The 24,095-nt window shown below is 69.6% G+C and carries 21 protein-coding genes; 8 read left to right on the top strand and 13 right to left on the bottom strand.

Going from position 1 to position 24,095, the window contains the following annotated elements; all coding sequences use genetic code 11:
- Nucleotides 1–49: 49 nt before the first annotated feature.
- From AC0IWM_RS17910 to AC0IWM_RS17900, 3 genes are all read left to right on the top strand, one after another.
- Nucleotides 50–3,172, top strand: coding sequence for a hypothetical protein (locus tag AC0IWM_RS17910; RefSeq protein WP_471757155.1), 3,123 nt, complete (start codon nt 50–52; stop codon nt 3,170–3,172).
- Nucleotides 3,169–4,833, top strand: coding sequence for an SWIM zinc finger family protein (locus AC0IWM_RS17905; RefSeq protein ID WP_471757153.1), 1,665 nt, complete (start codon nt 3,169–3,171; stop codon nt 4,831–4,833). Before AC0IWM_RS17910 ends, AC0IWM_RS17905 begins: the two co-directional genes overlap by 4 nt.
- Before the next feature lie 301 nt (nt 4,834–5,134).
- Nucleotides 5,135–6,955, top strand: a complete 1,821-nt coding sequence (locus AC0IWM_RS17900) for a reverse transcriptase family protein (protein WP_471757151.1) — start codon at nt 5,135–5,137, stop codon at nt 6,953–6,955.
- 449 nt (nt 6,956–7,404) lie between these two features.
- Here AC0IWM_RS17900 and AC0IWM_RS17895 read toward each other — a convergent pair whose 3' ends face one another.
- On the bottom strand, nt 7,405–7,650 hold the full coding sequence (locus tag AC0IWM_RS17895; RefSeq protein ID WP_056470843.1) for a hypothetical protein: 246 nt from the start codon (nt 7,648–7,650) through the stop codon (nt 7,405–7,407).
- Nucleotides 7,651–7,763: 113 nt separating this feature from the next.
- Between AC0IWM_RS17895 and AC0IWM_RS17890 the strand changes: the two genes are divergently transcribed.
- On the top strand, nt 7,764–7,901 hold the full coding sequence (locus AC0IWM_RS17890) for a hypothetical protein (RefSeq protein WP_471757149.1): 138 nt from the start codon (nt 7,764–7,766) through the stop codon (nt 7,899–7,901).
- Between the two features lie 376 nt (nt 7,902–8,277).
- On the opposite strand, the gene AC0IWM_RS17885 is transcribed toward AC0IWM_RS17890, so the two are convergent.
- Nucleotides 8,278–8,676, bottom strand: coding sequence for a hypothetical protein (locus AC0IWM_RS17885; RefSeq protein WP_471757148.1), 399 nt, complete (start codon nt 8,674–8,676; stop codon nt 8,278–8,280).
- A 339-nt stretch (nt 8,677–9,015) separates the two neighbouring features.
- On the opposite strand from AC0IWM_RS17885, the gene AC0IWM_RS17880 reads away from it, so the two are divergent.
- Nucleotides 9,016–9,735: a Crp/Fnr family transcriptional regulator gene (locus AC0IWM_RS17880; protein WP_471757146.1), complete on the top strand. Its 720-nt coding sequence runs from the start codon at nt 9,016–9,018 to the stop codon at nt 9,733–9,735.
- Between the two features lie 166 nt (nt 9,736–9,901).
- Nucleotides 9,902–10,141 carry a DUF6894 family protein gene (locus tag AC0IWM_RS17875; RefSeq protein ID WP_471757144.1) on the top strand — a complete coding sequence of 80 codons (240 nt, stop codon included), beginning with the start codon at nt 9,902–9,904 and terminating at the stop codon, nt 10,139–10,141.
- A gap of 268 nt (nt 10,142–10,409) precedes the next feature.
- On the opposite strand, the gene AC0IWM_RS17870 is transcribed toward AC0IWM_RS17875, so the two are convergent.
- Complete coding sequence (locus AC0IWM_RS17870) at nt 10,410–11,114, bottom strand: hypothetical protein (RefSeq protein ID WP_471757142.1); 705 nt, start codon at nt 11,112–11,114, stop codon at nt 10,410–10,412.
- A gap of 91 nt (nt 11,115–11,205) precedes the next feature.
- On the opposite strand from AC0IWM_RS17870, the gene AC0IWM_RS17865 reads away from it, so the two are divergent.
- A complete protein-coding gene (locus tag AC0IWM_RS17865) occupies nt 11,206–12,240 on the top strand; it encodes a substrate-binding domain-containing protein (RefSeq protein WP_471757140.1) in 1,035 nt (344 codons plus the stop codon).
- Here the strand turns inward: AC0IWM_RS17865 and AC0IWM_RS17860 are convergent.
- From AC0IWM_RS17860 to AC0IWM_RS17820, 9 genes are all read right to left on the bottom strand, one after another.
- The gene (locus AC0IWM_RS17860) at nt 12,207–13,013 is read right to left on the bottom strand and encodes an ABC transporter ATP-binding protein (protein WP_471757321.1); all 807 of its coding nucleotides are present in this window, start codon (nt 13,011–13,013) and stop codon (nt 12,207–12,209) included. The two genes, AC0IWM_RS17865 and AC0IWM_RS17860, sit on opposite strands and share 34 nt — an antisense overlap.
- Complete coding sequence (locus tag AC0IWM_RS17855; protein WP_471757319.1) at nt 13,010–14,008, bottom strand: FecCD family ABC transporter permease; 999 nt, start codon at nt 14,006–14,008, stop codon at nt 13,010–13,012. The genes AC0IWM_RS17860 and AC0IWM_RS17855 overlap by 4 nt, the downstream gene beginning before the upstream one ends.
- 59 nt (nt 14,009–14,067) lie before the next feature.
- The gene (locus AC0IWM_RS17850) at nt 14,068–15,081 is read right to left on the bottom strand and encodes an ABC transporter substrate-binding protein (RefSeq protein WP_471757317.1); all 1,014 of its coding nucleotides are present in this window, start codon (nt 15,079–15,081) and stop codon (nt 14,068–14,070) included.
- 188 nt (nt 15,082–15,269) lie between these two features.
- A complete protein-coding gene (locus AC0IWM_RS17845) occupies nt 15,270–15,653 on the bottom strand; it encodes an HU family DNA-binding protein (RefSeq protein ID WP_471757138.1) in 384 nt (127 codons plus the stop codon).
- A 121-nt stretch (nt 15,654–15,774) separates the two neighbouring features.
- Nucleotides 15,775–16,728 carry a LysR family transcriptional regulator gene (locus tag AC0IWM_RS17840; RefSeq protein WP_471757136.1) on the bottom strand — a complete coding sequence of 318 codons (954 nt, stop codon included), beginning with the start codon at nt 16,726–16,728 and terminating at the stop codon, nt 15,775–15,777.
- A gap of 523 nt (nt 16,729–17,251) precedes the next feature.
- On the bottom strand, nt 17,252–18,838 hold the full coding sequence (locus AC0IWM_RS17835; protein ID WP_471757134.1) for a sensor domain-containing diguanylate cyclase: 1,587 nt from the start codon (nt 18,836–18,838) through the stop codon (nt 17,252–17,254).
- Entirely contained in the window at nt 18,835–19,887 is a 1,053-nt protein-coding gene (locus tag AC0IWM_RS17830) for an HD-GYP domain-containing protein (RefSeq protein WP_471757132.1), read from the bottom strand. The genes AC0IWM_RS17835 and AC0IWM_RS17830 overlap by 4 nt, the downstream gene beginning before the upstream one ends.
- 31 nt (nt 19,888–19,918) lie before the next feature.
- Nucleotides 19,919–20,494 (bottom strand): protein phosphatase CheZ, encoded by a 576-nt coding sequence (locus AC0IWM_RS17825; protein WP_471757130.1) that lies wholly within the window; start codon nt 20,492–20,494, stop codon nt 19,919–19,921.
- A 238-nt stretch (nt 20,495–20,732) separates the two neighbouring features.
- Entirely contained in the window at nt 20,733–21,062 is a 330-nt protein-coding gene (locus AC0IWM_RS17820) for a hypothetical protein (protein WP_471757128.1), read from the bottom strand.
- A 347-nt stretch (nt 21,063–21,409) separates the two neighbouring features.
- Here AC0IWM_RS17820 and AC0IWM_RS17815 point away from each other — a divergent pair, with 347 nt between their 5' ends.
- Nucleotides 21,410–23,134 (top strand): methyl-accepting chemotaxis protein, encoded by a 1,725-nt coding sequence (locus AC0IWM_RS17815; RefSeq protein ID WP_471757126.1) that lies wholly within the window; start codon nt 21,410–21,412, stop codon nt 23,132–23,134.
- 414 nt (nt 23,135–23,548) lie between these two features.
- Here AC0IWM_RS17815 and AC0IWM_RS17810 read toward each other — a convergent pair.
- A partial coding sequence (locus AC0IWM_RS17810) for an IS5 family transposase (protein ID WP_471757124.1) occupies nt 23,549–24,095 on the bottom strand: 547 nt, incomplete at its 5' end.

Raw genomic sequence — 24,095 nt, 5'->3', positions numbered from 1 at the left:
CGATGCCCAGATCCCCCGATCGCAGCGCCGTCCGGCCCGGAATGCCAGCATGAAGGTTGTCCGTTCGACGCGCCTCCACCTGCGGGCGGGTACCTCCGACAAGGTCTACGAGGTGGATCTCGTCGAGAACGACGCGGTCCCGGCGCCCGAGCGCTTCCTGGTCAATTTCCGTTACGGGCGCCGGGGCGCGTCCCTGCGGGAAGGATCGAAGACGGCGCAGCCCGTCGCGCGCGAGGCGGCAGAGCGGGTCTTCGACAGCGTCGTCGTCTCGAAGCTCAACGGCGGCTACAGCCGAGGCGACCAGTTCGCGGCACGGTCGGGGGTGGCGGCCGATGGAGAACCTGCCGAGGGCCGCGCCGGAATCCTCCTGGCGCGCCTCGCCGGCTGCCGGCGATGGGCCTGGCCGGAGGCGGACCGGGAGCGCCTGCTCTGGCGCGTCGGTCAGCTCCGGCTCGCTGCGGCGGGGCCCGACCTCGTCGCCCTGGCGGAGGAGCGCGGCCCGGCCGCGGCGAGCTACGCCCTGGTCTGGGCCCTCGCCCGCGCCGTCGGCGCTCCGGCGGCGGCCTTGCTCGAGGCCGTGGCCGCGGGCACGCCCAGCGTCGTGGTCCGGGATCTGGCCCGGTTCGCCCTCGCCTCTCCGCTCATGGGGGACCAGCGGCAGCCGGCGGACGAGGCGGCCGGTCTACCCGCCGAGATCGCCCGAGTCGCCGGTGCCGGGGACGGAGCCGGGCTCGCCGCCGCGCTGACCGCCCTCGCCGCACAGCGTCCGGCCGAGGTCGGGCCGGCGCTGGTGGCGCTGGGCCGCTGCGCGCAGGGCGATTCCGTGCTGCATGGCGGCCTCTGCGCCGCCCTCCCCGTCCTGCCCGCGCGGCCGCCCTTCCTCATCGGCCTGCGCCGCCTCCTGAAACACGCCGAGATGGCCGACGATGCCGGCCTCTTCGCGGCGGCAGGCCGCCGCTTCGAGACCGCGACGGCGATGTACCGGTCCGGAGACAGCCACGTGTACTGGGCCAAGCGGATGATTCCGATCCGCGAGGAGCGCGGCACGCCGCAGTCGCGGATCGGCCTGTCCTCGGCGACCCGGCTCTACCTGAAGCGCCGAATCTGGCGGGGCCTGCGCAAGCGCGGCGAGGTCGGCGATCCGCATTTCGCCGAGATGGCCGCCGCCTTCCTGCTGGGTCTGCACCCCGGGGAAATGGGGCCGCGGACCCATGTCTATACCTGGACGCGCCAGCCCAACGGCAGCTGGGGCCGCGACCGGCGCCTGCGCGGACCGCTCTCGACCAACTGGACCGCCAGCCAACTTCTCTACCGGCACGCCGCGCAGGCCCGTCCGCGGCCCGGCACCCTGACGTTCTACCTCGCGGACGAGCCCGATCCGGAGAGCCGCGACGAGGCCTTCCCGGACTTGTGGAGCGCGCGACCGGACCTGGCCCTGCGGCTCGCGGCCGAGGGGCTGATCGAGCCCGTATCGATGCTGGGCCTGCGGGTGCTGCGGGCCGATCCAGCGGCCCGCGCATCCCTGAGCGCCGCCGATCTCGGCCACCTGCTCGGGGCGGCCTGGCCGGCGGTGCCGCGGCTGGCCCTGGAGATCGCGCGCGCGCGGCTCTCCGAGGGCGAGGCCGACCCGCACCTCCTGGGCGTCCTGGTTCGCGCGCCCGTCCCGGAGGCGCAGACGCTCGCCCTGCGGCGGATCGAGGCCGAGCCGGAGCTGCCGTGGTCGAGCCCGTCCCTGGCCTTCCTGCTGCTGACGAGCCCGGAGCCGGAGGTCGTGGAGGCCGTGGCGGTCCATGCCCGCGCGCGGCCACTCCCGCCGGCCAGTTCGGCCCCGCTCACCGACCGGCTGATCGCCTGGCTGCGGGCGATGCCGACGGACCTCGATGCCGACGCCGCCGCGGCGATCCGGGCCATGCGGGCCGGAATCCCGCTCCTCTGGCCAGGCGGCGACATGCCGGTTTCCGAGGTGGACGCGGCCGCCCTGGTGGCGCACCCGGTGCCCGAGGTCGCCGCGGCGGGCATCGCGCTCCTGGCGCAATCGGGAGTCGATGCCGACGGTTTCCCGGCCGAACGCTGGGACGCCCTGATCGGATCGGACTCGGTGGACGTTCGCGAGGCGGCGCTCGGCCTTATGGCCAGGCTCGACGATGCGGGCCTCGCCCGGCACGCCGAGCGCGTCCGTGCGCTGGCGATCGGATCGTCGCCGCCCCTGCGCAGGGCGGCACGGCCCCTGGTGCGACGGCTCGTCGAGGCCGATCCGGGCAGTGTCGGCGATCTGGCCCAGGCCGTCATCGCGGCCCTGTTCCGGACCGCGCCCGACGATGACTTCGCCGCCGACATGATCGCGCTGCTCCGGGAGGCGGTGCCGGGCGAGCTCGCGGCCCTGGATGCCGGCACCCTGTGGCGTCTTCTGCAGGCGCGGGCCAAGGGAGCGCAGCGCCTCGGGGCGGCCCTGCTCGCCGAGCGGACCCCCGATCTCTTCAGCGTGCGCCAGATCGCGCGGCTCGGCGGCCATCCACACCTGTCGGTCCGGCAATGGGCGATGGGGGCTTACGAGGCGGCGCCCGCCCGTTTTCAGGCCGAGGCGGCCGACGCGGTGCTCCTCGTGGACGGCGACTGGCCCGACACCCTCGCTTTCGCTCGGGCTCACTTCGCGACCTGGCCGGACGAGGCCTGGACGCCGGCGGCCCTCGCCGCCGTCACCGACAGCGTCAAGCCGGAGGTGCTCGCCTTCGCCCGCCACCTCCTGCGCACCCGGCTCCGGCCCGGGGACGCGGATGCGCAGGTCCTGCGCCTCCTGGAGCATCCCTCGCCGTCCATGCATCTCCTGCTCACCGAGCTCCTGAGCGAGCAGGCGGTGGCGGGCGAGGACGCCTTCGCCCGGCTGGTACCGCTCGCCCGCATCGTGATGTTGCAGGTGCTGACGGGGCGGACCGCCAAGGACCGGATGGCCGCTTTCCTGAAGGCGCAGGCCCTGCGGAGCCGCGCGCGGGCCGAGCGGCTCCTGCCGCTCTTCGCCGACCTGTCGCTGAGCGGAACAGCCCGGGACCGCAGCGCTGCCATCCTGACTCTGCGCGACCTCGCCGCCGCCTATCCGGACCTCGACACGCCGCTCGTGCGCCGGGCGCCGGCGGCGCGGCGGACGCCCGAACCCCGCACGGAGGGCGCCCAATGAACGTCGTTCACCGCTATCTCGGCGAGAGCCGCGCCGTCACGGAGGCGGGGGCGACCCGCCTCGGCTTCGTCCCCGATACCCTGCGCGAGCCGACCTACTTCACCGGACGGGTCGCGCGCCACCTGCCCTTCCGGGAGGCAATCTCGGCCCTGCACCACGTCGTGGTGTCGGACCTGCGCTTCAAGCCGAAGGACCGCACCGCCTACCTCGCCTGGCTGCAGGCCAACGAGCAGCAGCTCCTCGCGGAGGCGCTGACCGAGAGGGACACGATCCGCGCCGAGATCGAGGCCCTGCGCGGCGAGTTGAGGGACATCGACACCCGCTTCGGGGCGGTGATGGGCACCTTCTACGGCGCGCGCCAGCGCTACTTCGACCGCCTCTACAAGGAGGACCTCGACGCCTGGATCGTGCTCGACCCGGTGATCACCGTGCATCCCGACGAGATCTTCTTCGAGTGCTTCAGCCTCGACGAATCGACCTACGGGCGCCTGTCCTGTGACCACGACGTGTTCGAGCGCATGGGCGCGATGGCGTTCGGCACCACCAACATCGACTACAGTCACGCCCTCTACGACGAGTTCCAGAAGATCCGCAGCGACCGGGACACCGACCTGTCGATCGATCCGGAGGGCTTCACCGTCGCGACCTCCGGAGAAGCGGAGTTCCGCGAGGACAAGATCGATCTGCCCGATTCCTGGGTGCGGGGCTTCCTCCAGGTCTCGAGCGCGATGGCCCAGCCGGCGCACATCGTCGACCTGCACCCGGTCGACATGCACGCGATCCTCACGCGCCTCGCCGCACGTCGAGAGCGGCACGGTCCACGCTCCCTGCGCTTCCTGCTCGAACCCGGCCAGCCGGTGAGCGTGCTGATCGAGCCCTGGAACGAGCGCCTGATCTTCCGCCGCTCGATCTATCGCGGCGCGACGGGGGCCGAGATCCGGCTCTGGGGCCGGCGCCGGCTGGCGATCCTCGGACGCGCCCTGCCGCTGGCCCGGTCCGTGCGCCTTCACCTCCTCGGCACCGGCTTGCCCGCGTTCGCGGTGGTGGATTTCGGGGGCCTGCGCTTCACCCTCGGCCTCTCCGGATGGACCGCCAACGACTGGTCGCGCGCGGGGCAGTTCGACCTCCTCGCCCCCCGCACCGATGTGGATGCGGCAACCGCCGCGGGAGTCTTCTCCGCACTGGGCCGCCACCACTTCGCCGATGCCGGCCGTCTCGCCGCCGAGACGGGGCTCGACCGGGGGATCGTGGAATCGGCGCTGGGAGGCTACGTGCAGGCCGGCCGCGCCATGTTCGACCTCGACAAGCGGGTGTACCGCCTGCGCGAACTGACCCGCGAGCCGCTGGATGCCGGCGCCCTGCGCTTCGCCTCCGAGCAGGAGGCCAAGGCCGACCGCTTCCTCGCCGCCGGGCTCGTGACCCTGGGTCCCATCGGGCGTGCCGACGGCCGGCGCAGCCTCACCGGGACGGTGATGGACGACGGCCGGTCGCTCGCCCCCGCGGTCGCGATCGACGCGGACGACCGCATGGTCGACGGCCGCTGCACCTGCGGCTTCTTCATCCGCAACAGGCTGGCGCGCGGCCCCTGCGAGCACATGCTGGCGCTGCGCCGGTCCTTCCACATGCAGGTCGAGGGCAAGCCCATGGGGAGGCAGGCATGAGCGGCCGGAAACGATTGCCGCCCGTGGTCGGATATCCTACAGTTTCCGCCCAGAGGGGCGCCGGCCGGAGCGGACCTTGCACCCTGGGCGGCGCTTCGCCGTCCCTGCACCCTGCCCGGCAAAGCGTCACTGGCCCGCTCTTCACTGGGCCGGCACTGACCTCCCCCGCGCGCTTTCGGTTTGGGTTCCTTGAACCCAAGCGCGCGGGGGAGGTCGTGCCGGCATCGAGTGGACCGGGCCAGTCCCGAGACTTGACGAAGGCTTTCCGGCCGGCGTCCCTCGCTCAGCCGGCCGCACGCCCATGACGGTCCGGCCCGGCTCGCTGACACGCCAACAGCTCTACGACCGCATCCGCGAGAGCTCGAAGGACGAGGTCGTCCTCGAGGAGATGATCCGCCTCGGCTACTGGCCGGACGGGGTCGACCAGCCGAATCTGCCCGACGACCTGATCCGCCGTCGGGGCGAGATCACGCGCGAGATCGGCGACCTGCACCGGCGCGAGGCCCTCTGGCGCGATCCGGAGGCGGCCCTCAAGGCGATGCACAAGCGCCGCAAGAAGGCGGCCCTGGAGCGGCGGGCGGAGACCCGCCTGCGCGGCGCCCGCGACCGGCACGACCGGGCGCTCGCCTGGCACGAGCGGCGGAAGTCCGAGATCCTCTACCTGGGCGAGGGCGTCTCGGCCGGCCTCTCCGCGCAGGAGGCAGCCCCCGTATCCCCGGCGAACGGCCTGCCGCCGCTCGTCAGCCCCGCGGCGCTGGCGCGGGCGATCGGGATCAGCCTCGGCGAGTTGCGCTTCCTCGCCTATGACCGGGCGCTGACGTCGGTGAGCCACTACCAGCGCTTCACGATCCCGAAGAAGACGGGCGGCGTGCGGGCCATCTCGGCGCCGATGCCGCGCCTGAAGCGCGCGCAGTACTGGGTGCTCGACGCGGTGCTCGCCCGGGTGCCGGTGCACGAGGCGGCCCACGGCTTCGTGCCCGGCCGCTCGATCCTGACCAATGCCGCCGCCCATGTGGGTCGCGACGTGGTGGTCAACCTCGACCTGAAGGACTTCTTTCCGAGCCTCGACTACCGCCGGATCAAGGGCAAGTTCCGCGGTCTCGGCTATGCCGAGCCGGTCGCCACCGTGCTCGCGCTCCTCTGCACCGAGCCGGACGTGGACGCGGTCGAGATCGACGGGCAGCGACTCTACGCGGCCCGCGGCCCGCGGCGGCTGCCGCAGGGGGCACCGACCAGCCCGGCCCTGACGAACCTCGTCTGCACCCGTCTCGACGCGCGGCTCTCGGGCCTCGCCCGCTCGCTGGGCTTCGCCTACACCCGCTACGCCGACGACATGACCTTCTCGGCCTCGGGCGAGGCGGCGGCCAAGGTCGGCCCCCTACTGAAATACGTGCACGAGATCGTCACGAAGGAAGGCTTCACTGTGCATCCCGACAAGACCCGGGTGATGCGGCGGGGCCGCCACCAGGAGGTCACCGGACTGACGGTCAACGAGCGGGTCGCGGTGCCACGCGAGACCCTGCGCCGCTTTCGTGCGCTGCTGCACGGAATCGAGCGGCATGGACCCATCGGCCGGCGCTGGGGCCGGAGCGCGGATGGCTCGGTCCTCGGCGCCGTCCTCGGCTTCGCGCGCTTCGTCCGGATGGTCACACCCGAGGTCGGCACGCCCCTAGTGGCACAAGCCCGAAGGCTCGCCGAACGGCACGGGACGCAGCCGGAGCAGGCACGGCCCCGGGTCACCGCGTTCCGCGAGCGCTCCGCGCAGGGCGTGCCGCCACGCGAGGGCTGGTGGGTTCCGGCGGAGCCGCCCGTCCCGCACCCCGATCCGCGGCTGGTCGAGGCGGAAGCGGCCCAGGCCGAAGCCGCTCGCCGTGCGGAGGGCGCGGCCGACAGGCGCGTGGTCCCGCCCATCGGTCGCCAGCCCCCGGCGCCGCAACCGGTCTCCGGGCAGGCGACGGACGACGCCGACGCGGCCGGGATGCGGCCCTGGATGGTCGTCGTCGGCGTGTTCGTCCTGTTCCAGGCAGCCGCCCTCCTGCATCCCGGCCTCGGCCTCTTCGTCCTCGCCGCCGCCCTGACGATCGGCCTCCGGCGCTGGCTCCGCCGCCGTCGCGGCAAGTAACGGCTGGCTGTCCGGGAGGTCTGGGAAAGCGGGGATCTGCGGTCGCTCCTGCCGCTTCCCGACCGGCCATGTCGGGGTGGCGCGTCACCGACGGCCGGTCACGACCTCACGCGAGACCGCCCCATCAGGAGCATGAGGAGACCGAGGTCCGCCAAGACGACCGGACGCGAGGTGATCGACTTGGATGGCGGGGCACCCCGCCATCCAGACCAGCACCGAGACGAGCAACGCGCCCCCTGTGGTGGCGGCTGGTCGAGAAGGACGGCATCGGCCATCTGCGATGTCGTCATGACGGAACGATCGATCGAAATCCCCGAGACGATCGCCAACACCTTAAGCGGATCGGTTCCGGCAAGACGACCATCGGCCGGATCCAACCGTCCGACATGCGAGTTCCAAGGCCCGGCCTCTCCGGGCTTGGAAGCCCGCGAACACCGCCCCGTCTGGCGTCAGCCCTTCTTCTTGTAGGCCTGGATCGCGTTCTGGCAGCCCGGCGAGAGCTTCGACATGTTCTTCTGGAAGCAAGCCTGCGTCTCGGGGCCATCCTCGGGCGGCAGGCCGGCGCAGAAGGTCGTGAAGTCGCCGGCGCATTGCTGCTGCAGGGCGGCCTTGTCCTCGTCGCTCATCGGTGCCGCCATGGCAGCGCTGGCCGCAGCGGCCGCGAGGACGAAGCTCAACCCAAAACGTACCAGCATGATCTGCTCCCATGGCCCTCGGAAGTTGCGGGCCGCGACCAGGAACGTCGGCGCAGGCTTAACCGTTGCACCCTCAGGCACGAAGTCCTCGGCGCGTCACACTGGAGAGGATCATGACCGAGAAGAAGGGTCACGGCAGCGAGACCGCCAGGAAGGCGAATGCGAAGGCCAGTCACGAAGGCAAGTCGAACCCGCGCACCTCCTCGTCCGCCCAGGCAGAGCTCGGCAAGAAGGGCGGCAAGAGCAAGTAAGGCGATCACGCTCGTTCATCGCCCACACGCGCTCGATCATGTCCGCAACGTTCGCGCGATCCGGATGGAGCACGCTCGGCACGCGCCGCGGCTCAGGACGTGGAGCCGGTCGGGGTCGAGGTTCCGTGCAGCGAACGCCTTCCGTCGCGACAGGGCCGGGGCGTCGGCGCGGGCCGACATCGCCACGAGCACCAGAGCTCATACCCGCGCCGGCGCAAGGCACGCGAGCTCGCGGGTGACGTCGTATTCCATCGAAAACCCGCCCTGAGCGAACCGCGCGAACGACGGGGTCTGCCTTGTACTCGATGCTCGCCTTCCAGGTGAGGTCACCATGCGCGCCTTCACCCAATTCCCGCAGATCGGCGACAGGGTGGTCCTACAGAATGGCATCCGTCATGAAGACCGGAATCAGGAGGATGTTCAGGCCGGAACAGTCGCCGTCATCGGCTGCGGGCGCATCGCGTCCGACGTGAGTGACGGGACCGAGATCACGGACGGGGCCGATCGAGAGGCTCCCGCGCCTGGGCAGCCATCGGTCGCCGGAGGCGAGATCCGAGACGGCGGCGGGCGCGAGCGGCAGTGGGGCGTCCAGGCTCTCGCCCCCCCGGCTGCGCCGAACGCGCTCCTCGCACGCCGCCTCCCTGCAGCGCTGCGGCGGCGCCGTGAATCGGCGCAGTCTCATAGGATGATGAATGCCGCCGCGATCGGCGATCCCCTCTCGTTTGCTCCTCATCGCGACGACGGAGACGCCCGACCGATGGTTCGGGCTGGACACGGGATGCCTCCTGCCGGCCGTCACGTCGCCGAGGTCGACCGCTCTCACACCGTCGTCCCGGCGCTCGCCTCCTATCGGATCATGGAATGCGATTTTGCGGGTCGAAGCCAGCCGCCACAAAGATTCGTGCGGCCGAGTACGTAGTGTTCAAAAGTCGAATCTCGGATTCCATGGTCACAACATGAGGTAGTTTTCCTACTTTTCGAAGAAATCCACAGCTATGAATGCTATTTTTATAACATTTGAATATTTATCTTGAAAAAAAAGATGATAAATTGATAGAACTTGGTAACTTACGTTAAGATTCGAAATCTGTGTGGCGTCAGCAGTCCGACGGATATGGCAAATCATCTCATCCAAAAGATCGAAAGCCGTTTTGCGCTCGCCGACAGCGATAAGACTGCGCTCGTCAGCCTCACATCCAACACACGCACCATCGAACCGCGCGCGACACTGATCCTCGAAGCGTCTGTTTCGGAAAACGTTCACATCATTCAGAGAGGCATCGCCTGCCGCTATAAGATCCTCCCCGACGGCACGCGGGCGATCTTCGCCTATCTGATCCCGGGCGACATCTGCGACCTCGGCATGCCGGTGTTCGGCGGCATCGATCATTCCATCAGCACGTTCGGAGCCTGCGAGGTCGCGATCGTTCGCCGGGAAGTCCTCGACGATTGCATCGCGACCCATCCGACCCTGGGTCGCGCCTTACGCTGGGCTGAGTCCCTCGACGAAGCGATCCTACGTGAATGGGTCGTACGCAAGCGTCGCCCCTCAGCAGAGAAGCAGGCTGCTCATCTCTTCTGTGAGTTACTGGCTCGTCTCGGCTTGGTCGGACTAACATCGAGAAACAGTTTCGACTGGCCAATCACGCAAGCGGATTTTGCGGATACACTTGGCCTGTCGGGAGTCCATGTAAATCGCACACTTCAGAAACTTCGCGGGACCGGCTTGATCGAAATCAGGAGCAAGCGAGTATCGATCCCAGATCCGCAGGCTCTACAAAACTATGCCGGCTTCAATTCTAATTACTTGAATATTTCATATTCACGAGCGTGATTTATGCCCGTAAGACCAGAAGATCTCTTTGCAATATAAATATATATCGTACAAGAAAATCTGATTTGACAAATCCGCGCAATCCTGATTCATGGCAGGGTCCAAACGGTGATTTGAACACATCTTTAAATGTAAAAATTTAAGCTTCATGGGTCCGCAGAGTTGAATGCCTCGATTTTTCTTTGACATCACTGATACCATCTCGATGCGTGATGAAGAAGGAATGGACTTTCCCGGGCCATCAGAGGCCGTGGAAGAGGCCAAGAAGTTCCTGCCCCTCGTCGCCTCGGAGGAAGCGCCCGGGGGCGGCGATATCCAACAGTTCAGTTTGACGGTGCGTGACGAGACGGGCCGGGCCATTTACTCCGCGGTCGTCTCCTTCACCGGGACTTGGCTGGCCGCCTAGTCTTCCGCGCTGATCGCATGATGTTGAGGCTCGCGCCTCCGACCTGCTTCGGTGCGTCTCGGCAATCTGAGACAGTCCCTGGCATAGGCCTGCCCGAAGCGCGTCTCGAAACCTGGCCCTGCCCACCCTCCATGCCGTGCGGGTCACGATCGCGTATCCTAATCCGGTTCTTCGCGGCTTCGGGCATTCCGCGCCCGATCCCATCTCGGATCTGGCGTTCCGGCTATCCCATGGTCACCGCCACGCGGCAGCCTCCCACTCGGCCCGGTCAAATCGCCGGCAACGGCAAGTCTTGACGAGAAGGCAGGATGGGAACGCGAACCCCATCGATCGCGCCAGCGGCCGGGTGCCTGCCGGGAACCCGAGCCTCGGGACGGGGTGGGGGCATCCAGCCGTCGTCGCTCAGCCGCGCCCATTCCCACAGCGCGCGCTCCAGGATCTGCAGGGTGACGCCGCAGCGGAGAGCGATGTCGCGGCAGAATCCGAGGTAGTGAAGGTAGAGGTCGAGGGGCAGGGACGCCTTCGCGCCGATCTGCAGGGGGCCGCAGCCGAGGGCCTTGAGGCCGCGGGGATCGATGACGGTGTAGTGCTCGGGCCGGATCGCCGCGAGGATCGCCGAGGCGACGGGCACCGCGACGCCGGAGAGACCGGTCAGGACCGAGACGGCCACGCGCGGGGTCGCGGCCAGGAGCGCGATGCGCAGGGCGTCGGCGACCTCCTCGTCGCTGTTGCGTTGCGGGCGGCTCCGGCCGCGATCGCTCACCTTCCACGTCAGGATCGGGGCGAGGTTTTCGCGGGTGCAGTCTCCGTTCCGGATGCGGGCACCGGCCGCGAAGGCCGCCCGTTCCTTCGCGTCGAGGCGGTAGCCCGACGCGAGACGCGCGATCTCCGAGGGCGGGAAGGGCAGTTGGAGGGGAGGCGCGGCGCCGCACCCCGGTCCGGCGGCCCGCCGGGCGTTATGGTCGCGTCTCATCGGGTCGAGTCCCTGGTTCGTGCCACCCGTCCGGCCGGTCGCGACGCCCGCGTGACGCAAACTCGTAGAAAGATGTTATGACCCCATCAATATGACGCAAGCATCCGATACATCGTCCCTGCACATCGACCTCGGCCTCGGCGGCACGATCACCGTCGGGTCGCACCGAATCTCGGTCTCCGAGGCGGTGATCGTTCTCGAGGCGATCGCCGCAACCGGGTCGGTACAGGGCATCGCCACCGCGCTCGGGCTGTCCTACCGGGCCGCCTGGGAGCGGCTTCGTGCCCTCGAGGCCGGGCTCGGACATCAGCTCGTCCAGAAGACGCGCGGGCACGGCAGCGCGTTGACGCCGACGGGCCAGCTCCTGCGGAAGGCCCTGAGGGCTGCCGCCGGCAGCCTCGCCGAGCCGATGGCCCGCGAGGCGCGCGCCCTCCGCGCGCGCCTGGGGCCGGTCCTGTCCGAGGACCAGCGCCCCCTCACGCTGGTCGCGAGCCACGACCTCCTCCTCATGGAAGTCGCCGCGGCCTGGCCCGGCATCACCCTGACGGTCGCGGGCAGCGAGGACGCGGTGGCGCGCCTGACCGAGGCCCGCGCCGATGGGGCGGGGTTCCACTGCGGTGCCCTCGACTGGGCCGCCGCCGGCCCAGCCGTCGCGGCGCTCGCGGCCGATCCGGGCTTCCGCGTCACGCCACTGTTCGAGCGTGAACAGGGGCTGATGCTCGCGGCCGGCAATCCCCGTGCGATCACGGATGTGGCCGACCTCGCCGCGCGCGACGCCCGCTACGTCAACCGGCAGAAGGGGTCGGGCACCCGGGTCTGGTTCGACCGTCTCCTGGCCGAGCACGAGATCCCGGCCGAACGCATCCGCGGCTACGCCACCGAGGAGTTCACCCATCAGGCCGTCGCCGCCGTGATCGCCTACGGGGCCGCCGATGCCGGCCTCGGCGCACGGGCAGCGGCCGACCGCTTCGGCCTCGATTTTCTCTCCGTGGGCTGGGAGCGCTACTACCTCGCCACGTCCAGTTCGCTCGCAGACGCGGCCTTCGATGCCCTCGCCGAGGCCCTGGCCGAGCGCGCGGGCCGGACCCCGGGCTACCGGCCCGCCGCCCCGAAGGACGCGGGCTGATCCGGCAGGATCGGCGCACAGACCGCGTGGGCGTGGCCCGGCAGCGGCACCACCGCGACGGCGACGCCGTAGATCCGCGCCAGGGTCGCCGAGGTGATCGTGGCGGCGGGCGTGCCGAGGGCGATCAGGCTGCACTCGTGCAGCAGGGCCACGCGGTCGGCGCAGAGGAAGGCGTGGTCCGGGTCGTGGGTCGAGAGGATGACCGCGATGCCGGCCCGCGACAGGCGCCGGATCTGGCCGAGCACGCGGGCCTGATTGCCGAAATCGAGGCTCGCGGTCGGTTCGTCCATCACGACGATCCGGGGCTCGCCGGCCAGCGCCCGGGCGATGAGCACCATCTGGCGCTCGCCGCCGCTGATCTCGGTATAGGTCCGCTCCGCCAGGTGCCCGATCTCCAGGGTCGCGAGCACCCGCTCCGCCACGGCGTGGTCGGCCGGGCCAGGGCTCGCGAAGGTGCCGAGCCGGCTCGCGCGCCCCATCAGCACCACGTCGCGCACCCGGAACGGGAAGTACGCGCCTTGCGCCTGGGGCACGTAGCCGAGGCTGGCGGCGAGCCGGCGACGGGGCCAGCGCGCGATCTCGGCGCCGTCGAGGCGAATGCGTCCACCCAGGGGCGGCAGCAGACCCAGCAGCGTCTTGAACAGCGTGGTCTTGCCGCCGCCATTCGGCCCCAGCAGGCACAGCACCTCGCCGGGCTCCACCGTGAAGTCGAGGCCGGAGCCGACGGGGCGGCGTCCGTAGCCGAAGGCGAGGTTCTCGACGCTGAGCATCAGGCCCAGCCTCGCCGGCCGCTGGCGAGGAGCCAGAGGAAGAACGGCGCGCCGATGAGCGCGGTCAGGATGCCCAGCGGCACCTCGATGGGGGCGATGGTGCGGGCCACGAGGTCGACGGCGAGGAGGTAGCCGGCGCCCAGAACGAGGGAGGCCGGCAGCAGGCGCCGGAAATCCGGGCCCACGAGGAGCCGGGCCACGTGCGGCACCAGGAGGCCGATCCAACCGATCACCCCCGTCACCGAGACCGAGGCGGCGGTGACCAGGGTCGCGGCGGCGATGAGGACCGGGCGCAGGAGGCGGGTCTCCACCCCAAGGGCGCGGGCCTCCTCCTCGCCGAGGCTCATCAGGTTCATGCGCCAGCGCAGGAGCACCAGGGGCACGAGGCCGAGGCCGATCGCCGGCAGGATCGCGCCGAGATCCGCCAGGGTCGTCGAGGCGAGGCTGCCGAGGAGCCAGTAGGTGATGGCGGGCAGCTGATTGTAGGGGTCCGCCAGCACCTTCAGGAGCGAGATCGCCGAGCCGAGCACCGCCCCGATGGCGACCCCGGCCAGCACCAGGGTCAGGACCGGATCGTGCCGGCGCACCGCCGCGCCGACGGCAAAGACGGCCGCGACCGCGCCGAGGCCGCCGGCGAAGGCCAGCCCCTGGATCGCCGCCACCGGCAGGGACAGGAAGATGCCGAGCACGGCGCCGAGGCTCGCCCCGGCGGAGACCCCGAGGATGTCCGGCGAGACCAGGGGATTGCGGAAGAGGCCCTGGTAGGTCGCCCCGGCCGCCGCGAGGCTCGCCCCCACCACCAGGGCGGCGAGGACGCGCGGCAGGCGGACCTGGAGGATGACGGTCTGCATCGCCGGGTCGGCCCGCGCGGGCAGGCCGAGGAGCCGGGCGCCGAGGATCTCGACCACGTCGCCGAGGGGAACGGCGAAGCGCCCGGTGGCCAGCGCCAGCACCACCAGGGCGAGGAGCCCCAGCCCCGGCAGGAGGACGGGCCAGATCCGCGCCCAGGGCCGGCGGCGTACGGCCTGCGGCGGGGCGAGGGCCTCGGTCTCGGGGGTCAAGGCTTCGGACCGGCCGCCGCGCCGGAGAGGAGCGTCGCCACCTGCCCGTCATCGAGCTCGACATGGTAGAAGCGCCGGTAGAAGTCCCGCGTCGCCGCCTCCAGGGCGGTCGGGAACAGGTCCGGGTAGAGCACCTGCGCCAGCCAGCGGACGCCGATCAGGCGATTGGCGCCGGGCGGGGCATCGAACCAGCCGAAGGGCAGCGCCGGCACCTGGTAGACCCGTCCCGCCCGCACGGCCCGGAGGCCGGACCAGAGCGGATCCTGGCCGATCCCCTGTCGGAAGCCGGCGTCCTGGGTGAGGATCACGTCCGGGTCCCAGGCCAGCACCTGCTCCGGCGAGACGGTGGCGATCCCACCGGGGCCGGCCGCGGCCGCGACGTTGCGGGCCCCGACCACGCCGAGGAGCTCGACGTTGATCGACCCGCCGAGGCCGGTCTCGAGCCCCTTCGGCCCGCGGGCATAGTAGACGCGCGGGCGCCGCTCGTCCGGCACGGTCGCGACCACCCGCGCCACGTCCGCCACCGCGGCCTCGGCCGCGCCCGCGAGGTCTGCGGCCGCCGCCTCCAGGCCGAGGAGAGCGCCGAGGCGCCGGTAGGTCTCCGTCGTCCGCTCGAAATGCCCGTCGAGGAGCACGTAGGGAATGCCGGTCTGGGCCTGGACCCGGTCGGCCAGCGAGACGTAGGTCGCTGCGGTGCTGCCGACATCGATGATCAGGTCCGGCCTGAGGCCGAGGACCGCCTCGACATTGGCGGTCCCGCCGCGCCCCGTGAGACGTCCCGTGGCGGGCAGGTCCCGGGCCGCGGGGGCGAGATAGGGCTTCTCCGCCGGAGTCGGGCTGCGGATCCAGCCGATCATCCGGTCCGGCGCCAGGGTGTAGAGCAGGACGGAGGCCGGCGGCCCGGCGGCCAGGATGCGGGTCGGGCGCTCGGGCACCTCGACGGTGCGGCCGGCGGCGTCGGTGAAGGGCCGTGCCGCGACGGGCAGGGCGAGCGCAAGCCCCAAGGGCAGGACCACGGCGACGCGGCGGAGGATGGATCGGAGCCGAAGGCCGCGGCGCGGGAACGATGCCGTGTTCACAGTCAAAGAGCGATCCCCAGCCGAGCCGGCCCCGGCGCGCGCGCCACGCGAGGCCAGTCTAAACGGTCCGGCCCAGCGCGCCTATGGAGTGGTGGGTCCGAGCGACCGCGTCGGCGCGGTCATGGCGACGCGCTCCGGGTCGCGGACACGGTTTCCGGAATGCGGCGCGGCCGGTGGCCGAGGGTCACCGCGGGCACCGACCGCCGGACTGGCTCCGGGGCGCCAGGCCGACCGAGCTGCGCCTTGATCGTCCGGTCCGCCTTGAACGAGACGATGCGCTTCTCGCCGACCTGCACCACCTCCCCCGACGACAGGTTCCGCCCGGGGCGCGGCGCTCGGGACACGGCCGAGAACACCCCGAGCCCCCGAAGCTCGACCCGGTCGTTCACCGCCAGGGCGTCGCCGATCCGCGTCAGGATGGCGTTCACCACGGCGTCCACCTCAGCGACGTCTAGACGGGGATGCAGCTCCGAGACGCGGGCGATCAGTCCGGACTTGATCATGCTCAGAACTCGCGGGGTTCCGAAGGGTGTGCCGTCAGGGTTTGGTCGTGACGGAGACGATGCGACGTGGATCGCGTGGGACGGCGCGAGGCGCCGCGCCCGACAGGCTGTCCGCGCGGCCTCATGGGACGCCCGCCCGGCGGGCCTCGACCGCGCAGGCGCTCGCCATCGGCGCGGTTTCGTCGCCCCCGAGGGTCCGGGCCACCTGGCGGCCGATGCCCACCAGGGCGGCCACCATCGGGGTCGCGGGCTCGCGCTGCGGCACCACGAGGCCGATCGTGTGCCGGATGTCGGGCTCGACGATGGGGATGGCCCGCAAGCCCGGCATCGGCCCCAGGGCGTCGGCCAGGACGGCCGGCATGATGCTGGCCCAGTGCAGGGTGCGGACATGGCTCATCAGCACGATCATCGAGTTCGACTCGAGGGTCGGCGCGGGTTCGCTTCCCGAGGCCCGGAGCTGCTGGTCGATGATGCGCCGGTTCTGCATGTCGGGCGTGAGCAGGCAGAGCGGCGTCCGGCTCACCTCGGCCCAGGTGATGCTGGCGCGGTCATCGTGGCGACCGCCGATCGCCGTCAGCAGCTGGTAGCGCTCCTGGAACAGCGGAATCGCGGTGACCCGGCTGAGGGGCTCGTTGTCGAGATAGGTGAGGCCCGCATCCGCCTCCAGGTTCTCGATGAGGTCGAGGAGGCTCGCCGAAGTCGCCGACAGGACGCTGAGGCGGACATCCGGGTAGCGGAGGTGATAGGGCGTGGTTAGCGCCGCGACCATCGGCAGGACGGTCGGGATCGCGGCGATCCGCAGATGCCCCGCCGGCCCCCGCCGCAGGGTCGCGACGTCCTCGCGCATCGCGCGGGTGTCGGCGACGATCCGCCGTGCCCAGGTCAGCACCCGCTCTCCCTCGGGGGTGAAGCCTTGAAATCGAGAGCCGCGCTGCACCAGCCTGATCCCAAGCTGGTTCTCCAGACTCTTCACGCCGGCCGACAGGGTCTGCTGCGTCACCCCGCACGCCTCCGCGGCGCGTCCGAAGTGCTGCTCGCGCGACAGGGCGAGGAGTAGATCCAGCTTGTCGATCACGGCCTCGGACGGGGAAGCGCGGCGCCCTCAGGCGCCGAAGCCACCGGTGGTATACATCCGATCACAGGCCTTCAATAAGAAGAACTCTTCCAGTGGCCAGACAGCACGGATGAGCGCAACCGCTCGCCGCGGGGAGAGTACCCACGCAACCGGCCCTCGCGGGTCACCTTCACGTCCGGGCGGTTCCGCTCCCTCGCATGGACCGTCTTCTTGAAAACCGAGATCGTGCGTCGTGGAAGCTCCACAGGATGTCCGGCCGCACCGTGCAGTCGTGCCGCGCCCCGAAGTAGAGGGGCCACCGTCCCGCTCGTCATGAGGGCGGCCTTTCGGTGGATCGGCGCGGCGAGCCCTGCCCAAAGCGCGCGGCCGCTCGCAGACGCGAAGTCGCCCCGGCGGCCTCCACGACCCGCTCACGCGGAAGACCTCGGCGAGTCGCCGCTCGTCGCACGCTGAAGACACCACCAGGATGGTGACCCAGGACGGGGCGGCTCGGACCGATCGGGGCGGCGTGCCGGTGAACCCTTCAGGCGACGAGGGGCATGACGGCCGGGGGCACGCTGGTCGGGACAGGTTCGATCTCGAGCGGCGGACTTGGCCGTAAGACCTCGGCCCCGTCCACGCCCATCACCGCATAGCAGGTCCGGTTCCGGCCCATCGCCTTGGCTGAGTAGAGGGCGGCGTCGGCCAGCTGGAAGAGATCGGCCGGGCCCCCGCCCAGGCGAGGCAGGGCGAAGGCGAGCCCGATGCTGACCGTGATCCGGCCGACATCGGTGCCGTTCGCCGCGACGATCAGGCGGGCGACGGCCGCGTGTACCTGCTCGGCGAGGTGAGCCGCGTCCTCGGGGTCGATGTCGGCGAGGAGGTGGATGAACTCCTCGCCGCCGACACGGGCGACGAGGTCGCCCGGCCGTTGGACGCACGTGGAGAACGCGCCGGCGAGCGCCTGAAGCACGCGGTCGCCGCCGGCATGACCGTGCCGGTCGTTGTAGCTCTTGAAGTGGTCGGCATCGATGACGAGGAGGGCGAGCGGTGCGCTACGCCGGCGTGCGTCGGCCCAGGCACGCTCGAACGCCTCCTCGAAGGCGCGCCGGTTGGGCAGGCCGGTCAGGGCATCGGTGCGCGACTGGCCCGCCAGTTCGGCCTCGGCCGCATTGCGCCGCTTGAGCTCCCAGGCGACGAGGAGCGAGAGCCCGACCGTGATTCCGCACAGAGCCAGCACGAGTGTGCCGATCACCAAGGCCCTGAACCGCCACTCCGCCTCGATTTCGCGGGTCGAGAGCGCGACGTTGAGGATGAGCGGCAGATTGCCGACCCGGGTGAAGCTGTAGAGGCGCTCGATGCCGTCGGACTGGGTTGCGGCGACGAAGCTGCCGCGGCCCTCGCGCTGGAAGCGCAGGAAGTTCGGCGCGTTCGCGAAGTTGGGCGCTTGTCCAGGATCGGGCTCGGGATAGCGCACGATCCGGGTGCCGTCGCCGAGGAAGAGGTTGATCGTGCCGGCTTGCCCAAGCTCGAGATGCGCGAACAGCCGATCGAAGTAGGACAGGGACAGGCTGCCGAGGACGATCCCGCTGAACGAGCCCCCGGGCAGGCCCGTGCGGCGGCTGAGGACGATGACCGGCTTTCCCACGGACCGGGACATCATGGGTTGACTGATGCCAAGCCCGAGATCGGGATCGGCCTGATGCGCCTTGAAGTAGGCACGATCGGCGTTGTTGAACGATCGCGCCGGCCAGCCGGCCGCGTCGTAGATGCAATTGCCGTACTGGTCGAGGACCAGCAACGCGTTGAGATCCCTGGCATTGATGGCGCCGTCGAACAGGATGCGCTGGCGGAACTTCGGGCTGAGTTCTTCGAGATCGTACATCTTGAGGTTCTCGACGAGGCTCTCCAGGGCCCGGTCGATGATCTCGATGTTGCGGTCGATGTCGCGCTCGATCACCGTGAGCAGGTTCTTCGCGGTCTGCTCGGCCTTGTCCCAGGCATCCTGGCGCAGTTGCAGCAGCATCACCGAGCAGGCCGCGACCATGCCGACCGGTACGAGAATGCCGAGCCCGATCCAGGTGCGGGGCGAGCGGATCCAGCGATGAAAATGACCCGCGAACACGCTCATGCATCCTGCGGGAAGTGCGGGACGAAGGCGGCGGCGACCGGCCGGAAGGCATCGACGATGGTGGCGTCGAGCCGCCCCGTCATGCTCTCCAGGATCGCGAAGGCCTTCCCGCTCGCCATCGGCGCCTTGTAGGGCCGCCGCTCGATCAGCGCTGCATAGATGTCGCAGACGGTCAGCACCCGCACGAGGTCGGGGATCTCGGCCGCCTTGAGCTTGTCGGGGTAGCCGGAGCCGTCGAGCATCTCGTGATGGGAGCGCACGACCTGCAGCATCTCCGGCTGGAAGCTCTGGCCGGCCAGCATGGCGTGGCCCATCTCCGGATGACGCTTCATCACCGCCATCTCGTTGGCGTCGAGCTTGCACGGCTTGTTCAGGATCGCGGTGGGGACGTGGATCTTGCCGACATCGTGGAGGAGGGCGGCCCTGGTCAGGCGGTGGCATTCCTGTTCGCCGAGACCGATTGCCTGTCCGAATGCGGCGGCGAGGCCGGCGACCAGCAGGCAGTGCTGGTGGGTGATGTCGTCGAAGCGGCGCACAGCCCGGATCCAATCGCGGATGCCGGTGTCTTGGATCGCCTGCTCGATGAAGGCGCTGCCGGTGTCGACGACGGCCGGGGTGAGCGGTCGGTCCGGCACGAACACGGTCGTGAGGAAGTTGCGCGCCTGGTAGGCCACCTGGAGGGCGCACCAGGGTACGGGGTCGGCGTCCGGGGCGAGCGCCGGCCGTGCCAGGGACGCGCGCAGGCGGGGAATGTCGAAGGGCGGGCACAGAGTCCGGGTCGCCCCGAGCGCCAGGGCCAGCATGCGCCCGCGCGGATCGTCCTTGTGCAGCAGGACGACCAGGGGCGCGCCGCGTGGCGTCTGCGTGAGAACATGCCGGAGGCGGGCAGCCGTGTCCGGGCGCAGATCGAGGACATCCACGAGGAGGGTGGAGGCGGGTTCGGCCGGGATCGACGGGTCGTAGAGGTCGAGCAGCGCGAACGGCGCACCGGCGGCCAGGTCCTGCGCCAGACCGGCACTGCGTCCGGTGTCGTCCGTGATCACGAGCATGCAGCCCCTCTGCATGACCACCTGCGCAGCCTCAGCCGAACATCGCGTCGACGGCATCCTGTGAGACAGCCGCCGTACCCGGAAGGGCGGGTCCGTTCAGGAGCCCGTCCTCCTCGCCGCGCCGATGCGTCTCGGCCCCAGGCGCGGCCGGCCGCTTCGCGACGGGCGTCGCGACGGGCTTGGCGACCGCGGGCGCCTCGCCCGAACCGGCCCATAGGCGCAGCATCTCGGCCACGCGCTCCTCGACCAGGACCACGGTGCGCACCACCTTGGAGATGCGCTGGCCGGTCAGGTCCTGGAAGTTGCAGGCCTCGAAGACGGTCTGCATCTGCGCCTGGATCGCCTCGGCATCCGCCCGGGTCGCCGCGTCCTCCGTTCGGCCGGCGATGCCGCGGGCGAGGGTGTCGACGGTCTCCGCTGCGGTCAGGATGGTGTCGGTGGCCCGCTCAGTGCTCTGGACGACCGCGTGAAGCTCGTCGCGGGTGCGGCCGGCCTCCTGCTCCTGACGCAGGTCGGCGATCTCCCGGCGCGTCTTCACGATCGCCTCCGAGATCGAGACCAGATGCTGCTGCAGGAGAGCGGTCTGCTGTTCGAAGAGAGCGGACATGGCCGGACTTTTGGTCATGAGGGGTGTCGCTGATCGGCATTATTCACTCAGTCAGGCTAACCCAGATACATTAAACAAATCAGAATTTGAAAATGTCCATCGAAAAGGGTTAACTTCTCTCTTTGCGATGGTTATTGAGCCAATAGAAAATTCGGCTCAGTCATTCGCCTGTGCGGTGCCACGCCCGGTACGCCCGAGGAAAACGCGACGCAGCTCAAAGGGGTCCACTGCGAGACCGTCATTCCCAGGAAGTAAGATCGAATTTCCGCATGGCGGTTCGATCTTCCGAAGAAGATCTATGAAATACCTTCGACGATGCAGCCGGGTCCGCATCAAAGGATCGCCGTTGTTGAGCGGCGCTTGATATCGCGAGACAGTCGGTGAGCTCGGCGTTGAGGGGCGCGGACTGGGGAGATAGCTCGGAGGGTGCCCCGAGCACCTCGCTGGCCGCAGGACCCGTCCCTTCGGCGGAGTTCGGCCCACAAGCGATGGCACCGGTCACCGCGCTCGCGCGGGCCGTGCCTGGCGCGAGGTTAAGCACGTTCAGGCCGGCCTCGATCCCGGCCATGGTCTCCCGCAGGTGGCCGAGCGTGTTCCACGGGGAAAGCGAGTGGGCGCGGATGGGGGGCCGAGCGGAAGCAGGAAGCCGCCTCGTCCGCAGGGCTCAGAGCCTTGCTGCCGATATGAGTCAGGACGGAGTTGCCGCGCGGCCTGCCCTGACGCCGCCCTCGAGAGCGGACGGGCCGGAAGGCGGATCGCGCGCCTCGGCTTCCTACAGCGCACAATGTCTGGGCGCGCGAACCTCAATCTCCGCCGATGCCCGCACTTGCATCGCTCAGCGTTGTACGCATCTAACCAGCTTTGCAGAGAATTTATCCTGACAATCTCTTGTCCTAGATATTTGTTAATCTTCAAATGCTAAGTCTTGGAACCTCCCTCAGGAGCCATCTCGTGCTACGCGACATCACCCTCCGCGCCAAGCTCATTGCAGCATTCGGCTTTCTCACATGCTTTGTGCTCATCCTCGGCTTTCTGGGGGCGCGAAGCGCGGCAACGATCAACGACCTTCTGCTGGAGACAGAGTCGAAGGATCTTCCGAAGACACAGACGATCGGAGAGCTCAACGATTGGGCCGGACGCCTGACGATCAGCCTCTTCCGCTACACCCTGAATGGAACTGATGCGAAGACGGTCAAGGACGTCGATGGCGAGATCACCGCGCGGATCGGAGAAGTCGGGAAACTGGCTGCACGCTACGAGCAATTCGAGAAATCCCCCGAAGAAGCCAAGGTCTTCGAAAGTTTCAAGAAGAATTGGGCTAGTTATGTCGGGTCGATGCCACCGCTTCTGGCAGTGGCACGCACGGGCGACATCGACGTCGCCCGCAAGATGATCGACACGGACGTGACCCCGCATCGCAAGCGTGCCTTGGACGACGCCAAGCAGCTCAGCAATTTCGCCAAGGTGGCGGCGACAAACTCCGCCGAGGTGGCGGCCGCAACCTACGATCGTACCCGCAACGTCGCCATCGGCGCCTCCATCGTCGCGTTGCTCGCATCGATTCTCGTCGGCAGCCTGATTGTGTGGAGCGTCGGGCGCAGCTGCGCAGCGATCATCGGCCCGATGCAGGCTCTGGCCGGCGGCAACCTCTCGACCGAGGTGGCGGAACGCGGGCGTCCGACGGAGTTTGGCAAGATCGCCGACGCGGTTCAGGTCTTCAAGGACGGCATGATCCGGATGCAGGCTCTGGAGATCGAGACCGCTCAGGCGCGGTTGGCGGCCGAGGAGCAGCGCAAGGCGGGCATGCGTCAGTTGGCGAACGCGTTCGAGGCGGCGATCGGCGGAATCGTCGGCGAGGTGTCGTCGTCCGCGGGCGAGCTGCAGGGCACGGCACAGACGATGACGGCGACGGCCAGCCAGACGGCGGGTCAGTCCACGGCCGTTGCAGCGGCAGCGGAAGAGGCGGCATCGAACGTCAACACGGTGGCGGCCGCGGCCGAACAGCTGGGGGCGTCCGTTCTCGAGATCGGGCGGCAGGTCTCGGGATCGGCCGATCTGGCCCGGATCGCGGTCGGCGAAGCCGACCAGACCGCAGCACTCGTCCATGAACTCACCACCACGGTCTCGAAGATCGGCGAAGTGGTGGTGATGATCTCGGGGATCGCCTCACAGACGAACCTGCTGGCCCTCAACGCCACCATCGAGGCGGCGCGAGCGGGCGAAGTGGGGCGTGGCTTTGCGGTGGTGGCAGCCGAGGTGAAGGAGCTGGCCTCGCAGACGGCCCGGGCCACGGAAGAGATCGGCCGGCAGATCGGCCAGGTTCAGGGGGCGACCGGTCAGGCGGTCACCGCGATCGGCACGATCAGCGTGCGCATCCGCGAAATCAGCACGATGGCCGCCTCCATCGCCGCGGCGGTGGAAGAGCAGGGCGCCGCCACGCAGGAGATCGTGCGCAATGTCGGGCAGGCAGCGGTCGGGACCGGTGAAGTGACGGCCAACATCGCGGGCGTTGCGAGCGCAGCGGAGGAAACGGGCGCGGCGGCCAGTCAGGTCCTGGCCTCAGCCTCCGCGTTGTCGCGCCAATCCGAGCACCTGTCCACCGAGGTCGACCGCTTCCTCGCCACGGTCCGCGCCGCCTGATCCCGCTCCGGAGCCGAGATCGAACCCGGCCCCGCCCGCAAGGGCGGGGTTCTTTCGCGAAGGGCGTGTGCCCGGCTTGGCCGGAAGGTCAATCGGCGATCCGGATTGTTGGATCACGGTCATACTCGTCACGGACTGCCCAGCGATCCAATCACAGGGATATCAGCGACCTTCAGGACGGGATCGTGAATTGCAGAGAATCAGACAAATACATCGGAGCAGATGAATGCAGCGAGTAGAGGGCATTGTGGCAAGCCGCTCACATGCGGCTCGAGCGCCAGACGATCGAGCCACGAAGGCTTCTAAGTCATTGAGATGTTTGGTGGGTGCACAAAGGCTCGAACCTTGGACCCGCTGATTAAGAGTTCTCGCAGGCACAGGGTAAGAGCGCCTACCTTTGGGTACTTAGAGCGCCTAACAGAACCGTTTGATCTGGTTGAGTGTGATGAGGCTGGCCGCGAGGCTTGTGAAGGCCTCGTAGATGTCGGTGCGTCGTTCGTAGCGGATGGGCAATCGCCGGACTTGGTTGAACCAGGCGTGGGTGCGCTCCACGACCCAACGGTGACGACCGAGTGTCTCGCTGTTCTCGATGCCCCAACGCGCGATGCGCGGGACGATCCCCCGTGTCCGGCACTCCTGACGGCGGGGTCTGGCATCGTAGGCCTTGTCGGCATGCAGCTTGTCTGGACGGCGTCGCGGTCGCCCGCGCCGACCGTTGCGCAGGGGCGGGATGGCATCGAGTGCCTCCGCCATCATGACACTGTCGTGCCGGTTGGCCCCGTTCAGGCAGAAGCCGAGTGGCGTGCCCCGCGCATCGGTGACGAGGTGGCGCTTCGTGCCCGGCTTGCCCCGGTCCGTCGGGTTCGGGCCGGTGGCAGGCCCCCCTTTATGGATGGCCCGCCCCTCACTGGGCTTCACTGCTAGGTTTGCAGTGTGGCTCACACGAGGGATGGAGCGGACC

It is taken from the genome of Methylobacterium sp. AC433 (assembly GCF_979253015.1).
The sequence above is the reverse complement of the archived record's forward strand: the minus strand, read 5'-3'. Positions and strand labels throughout refer to the sequence as shown.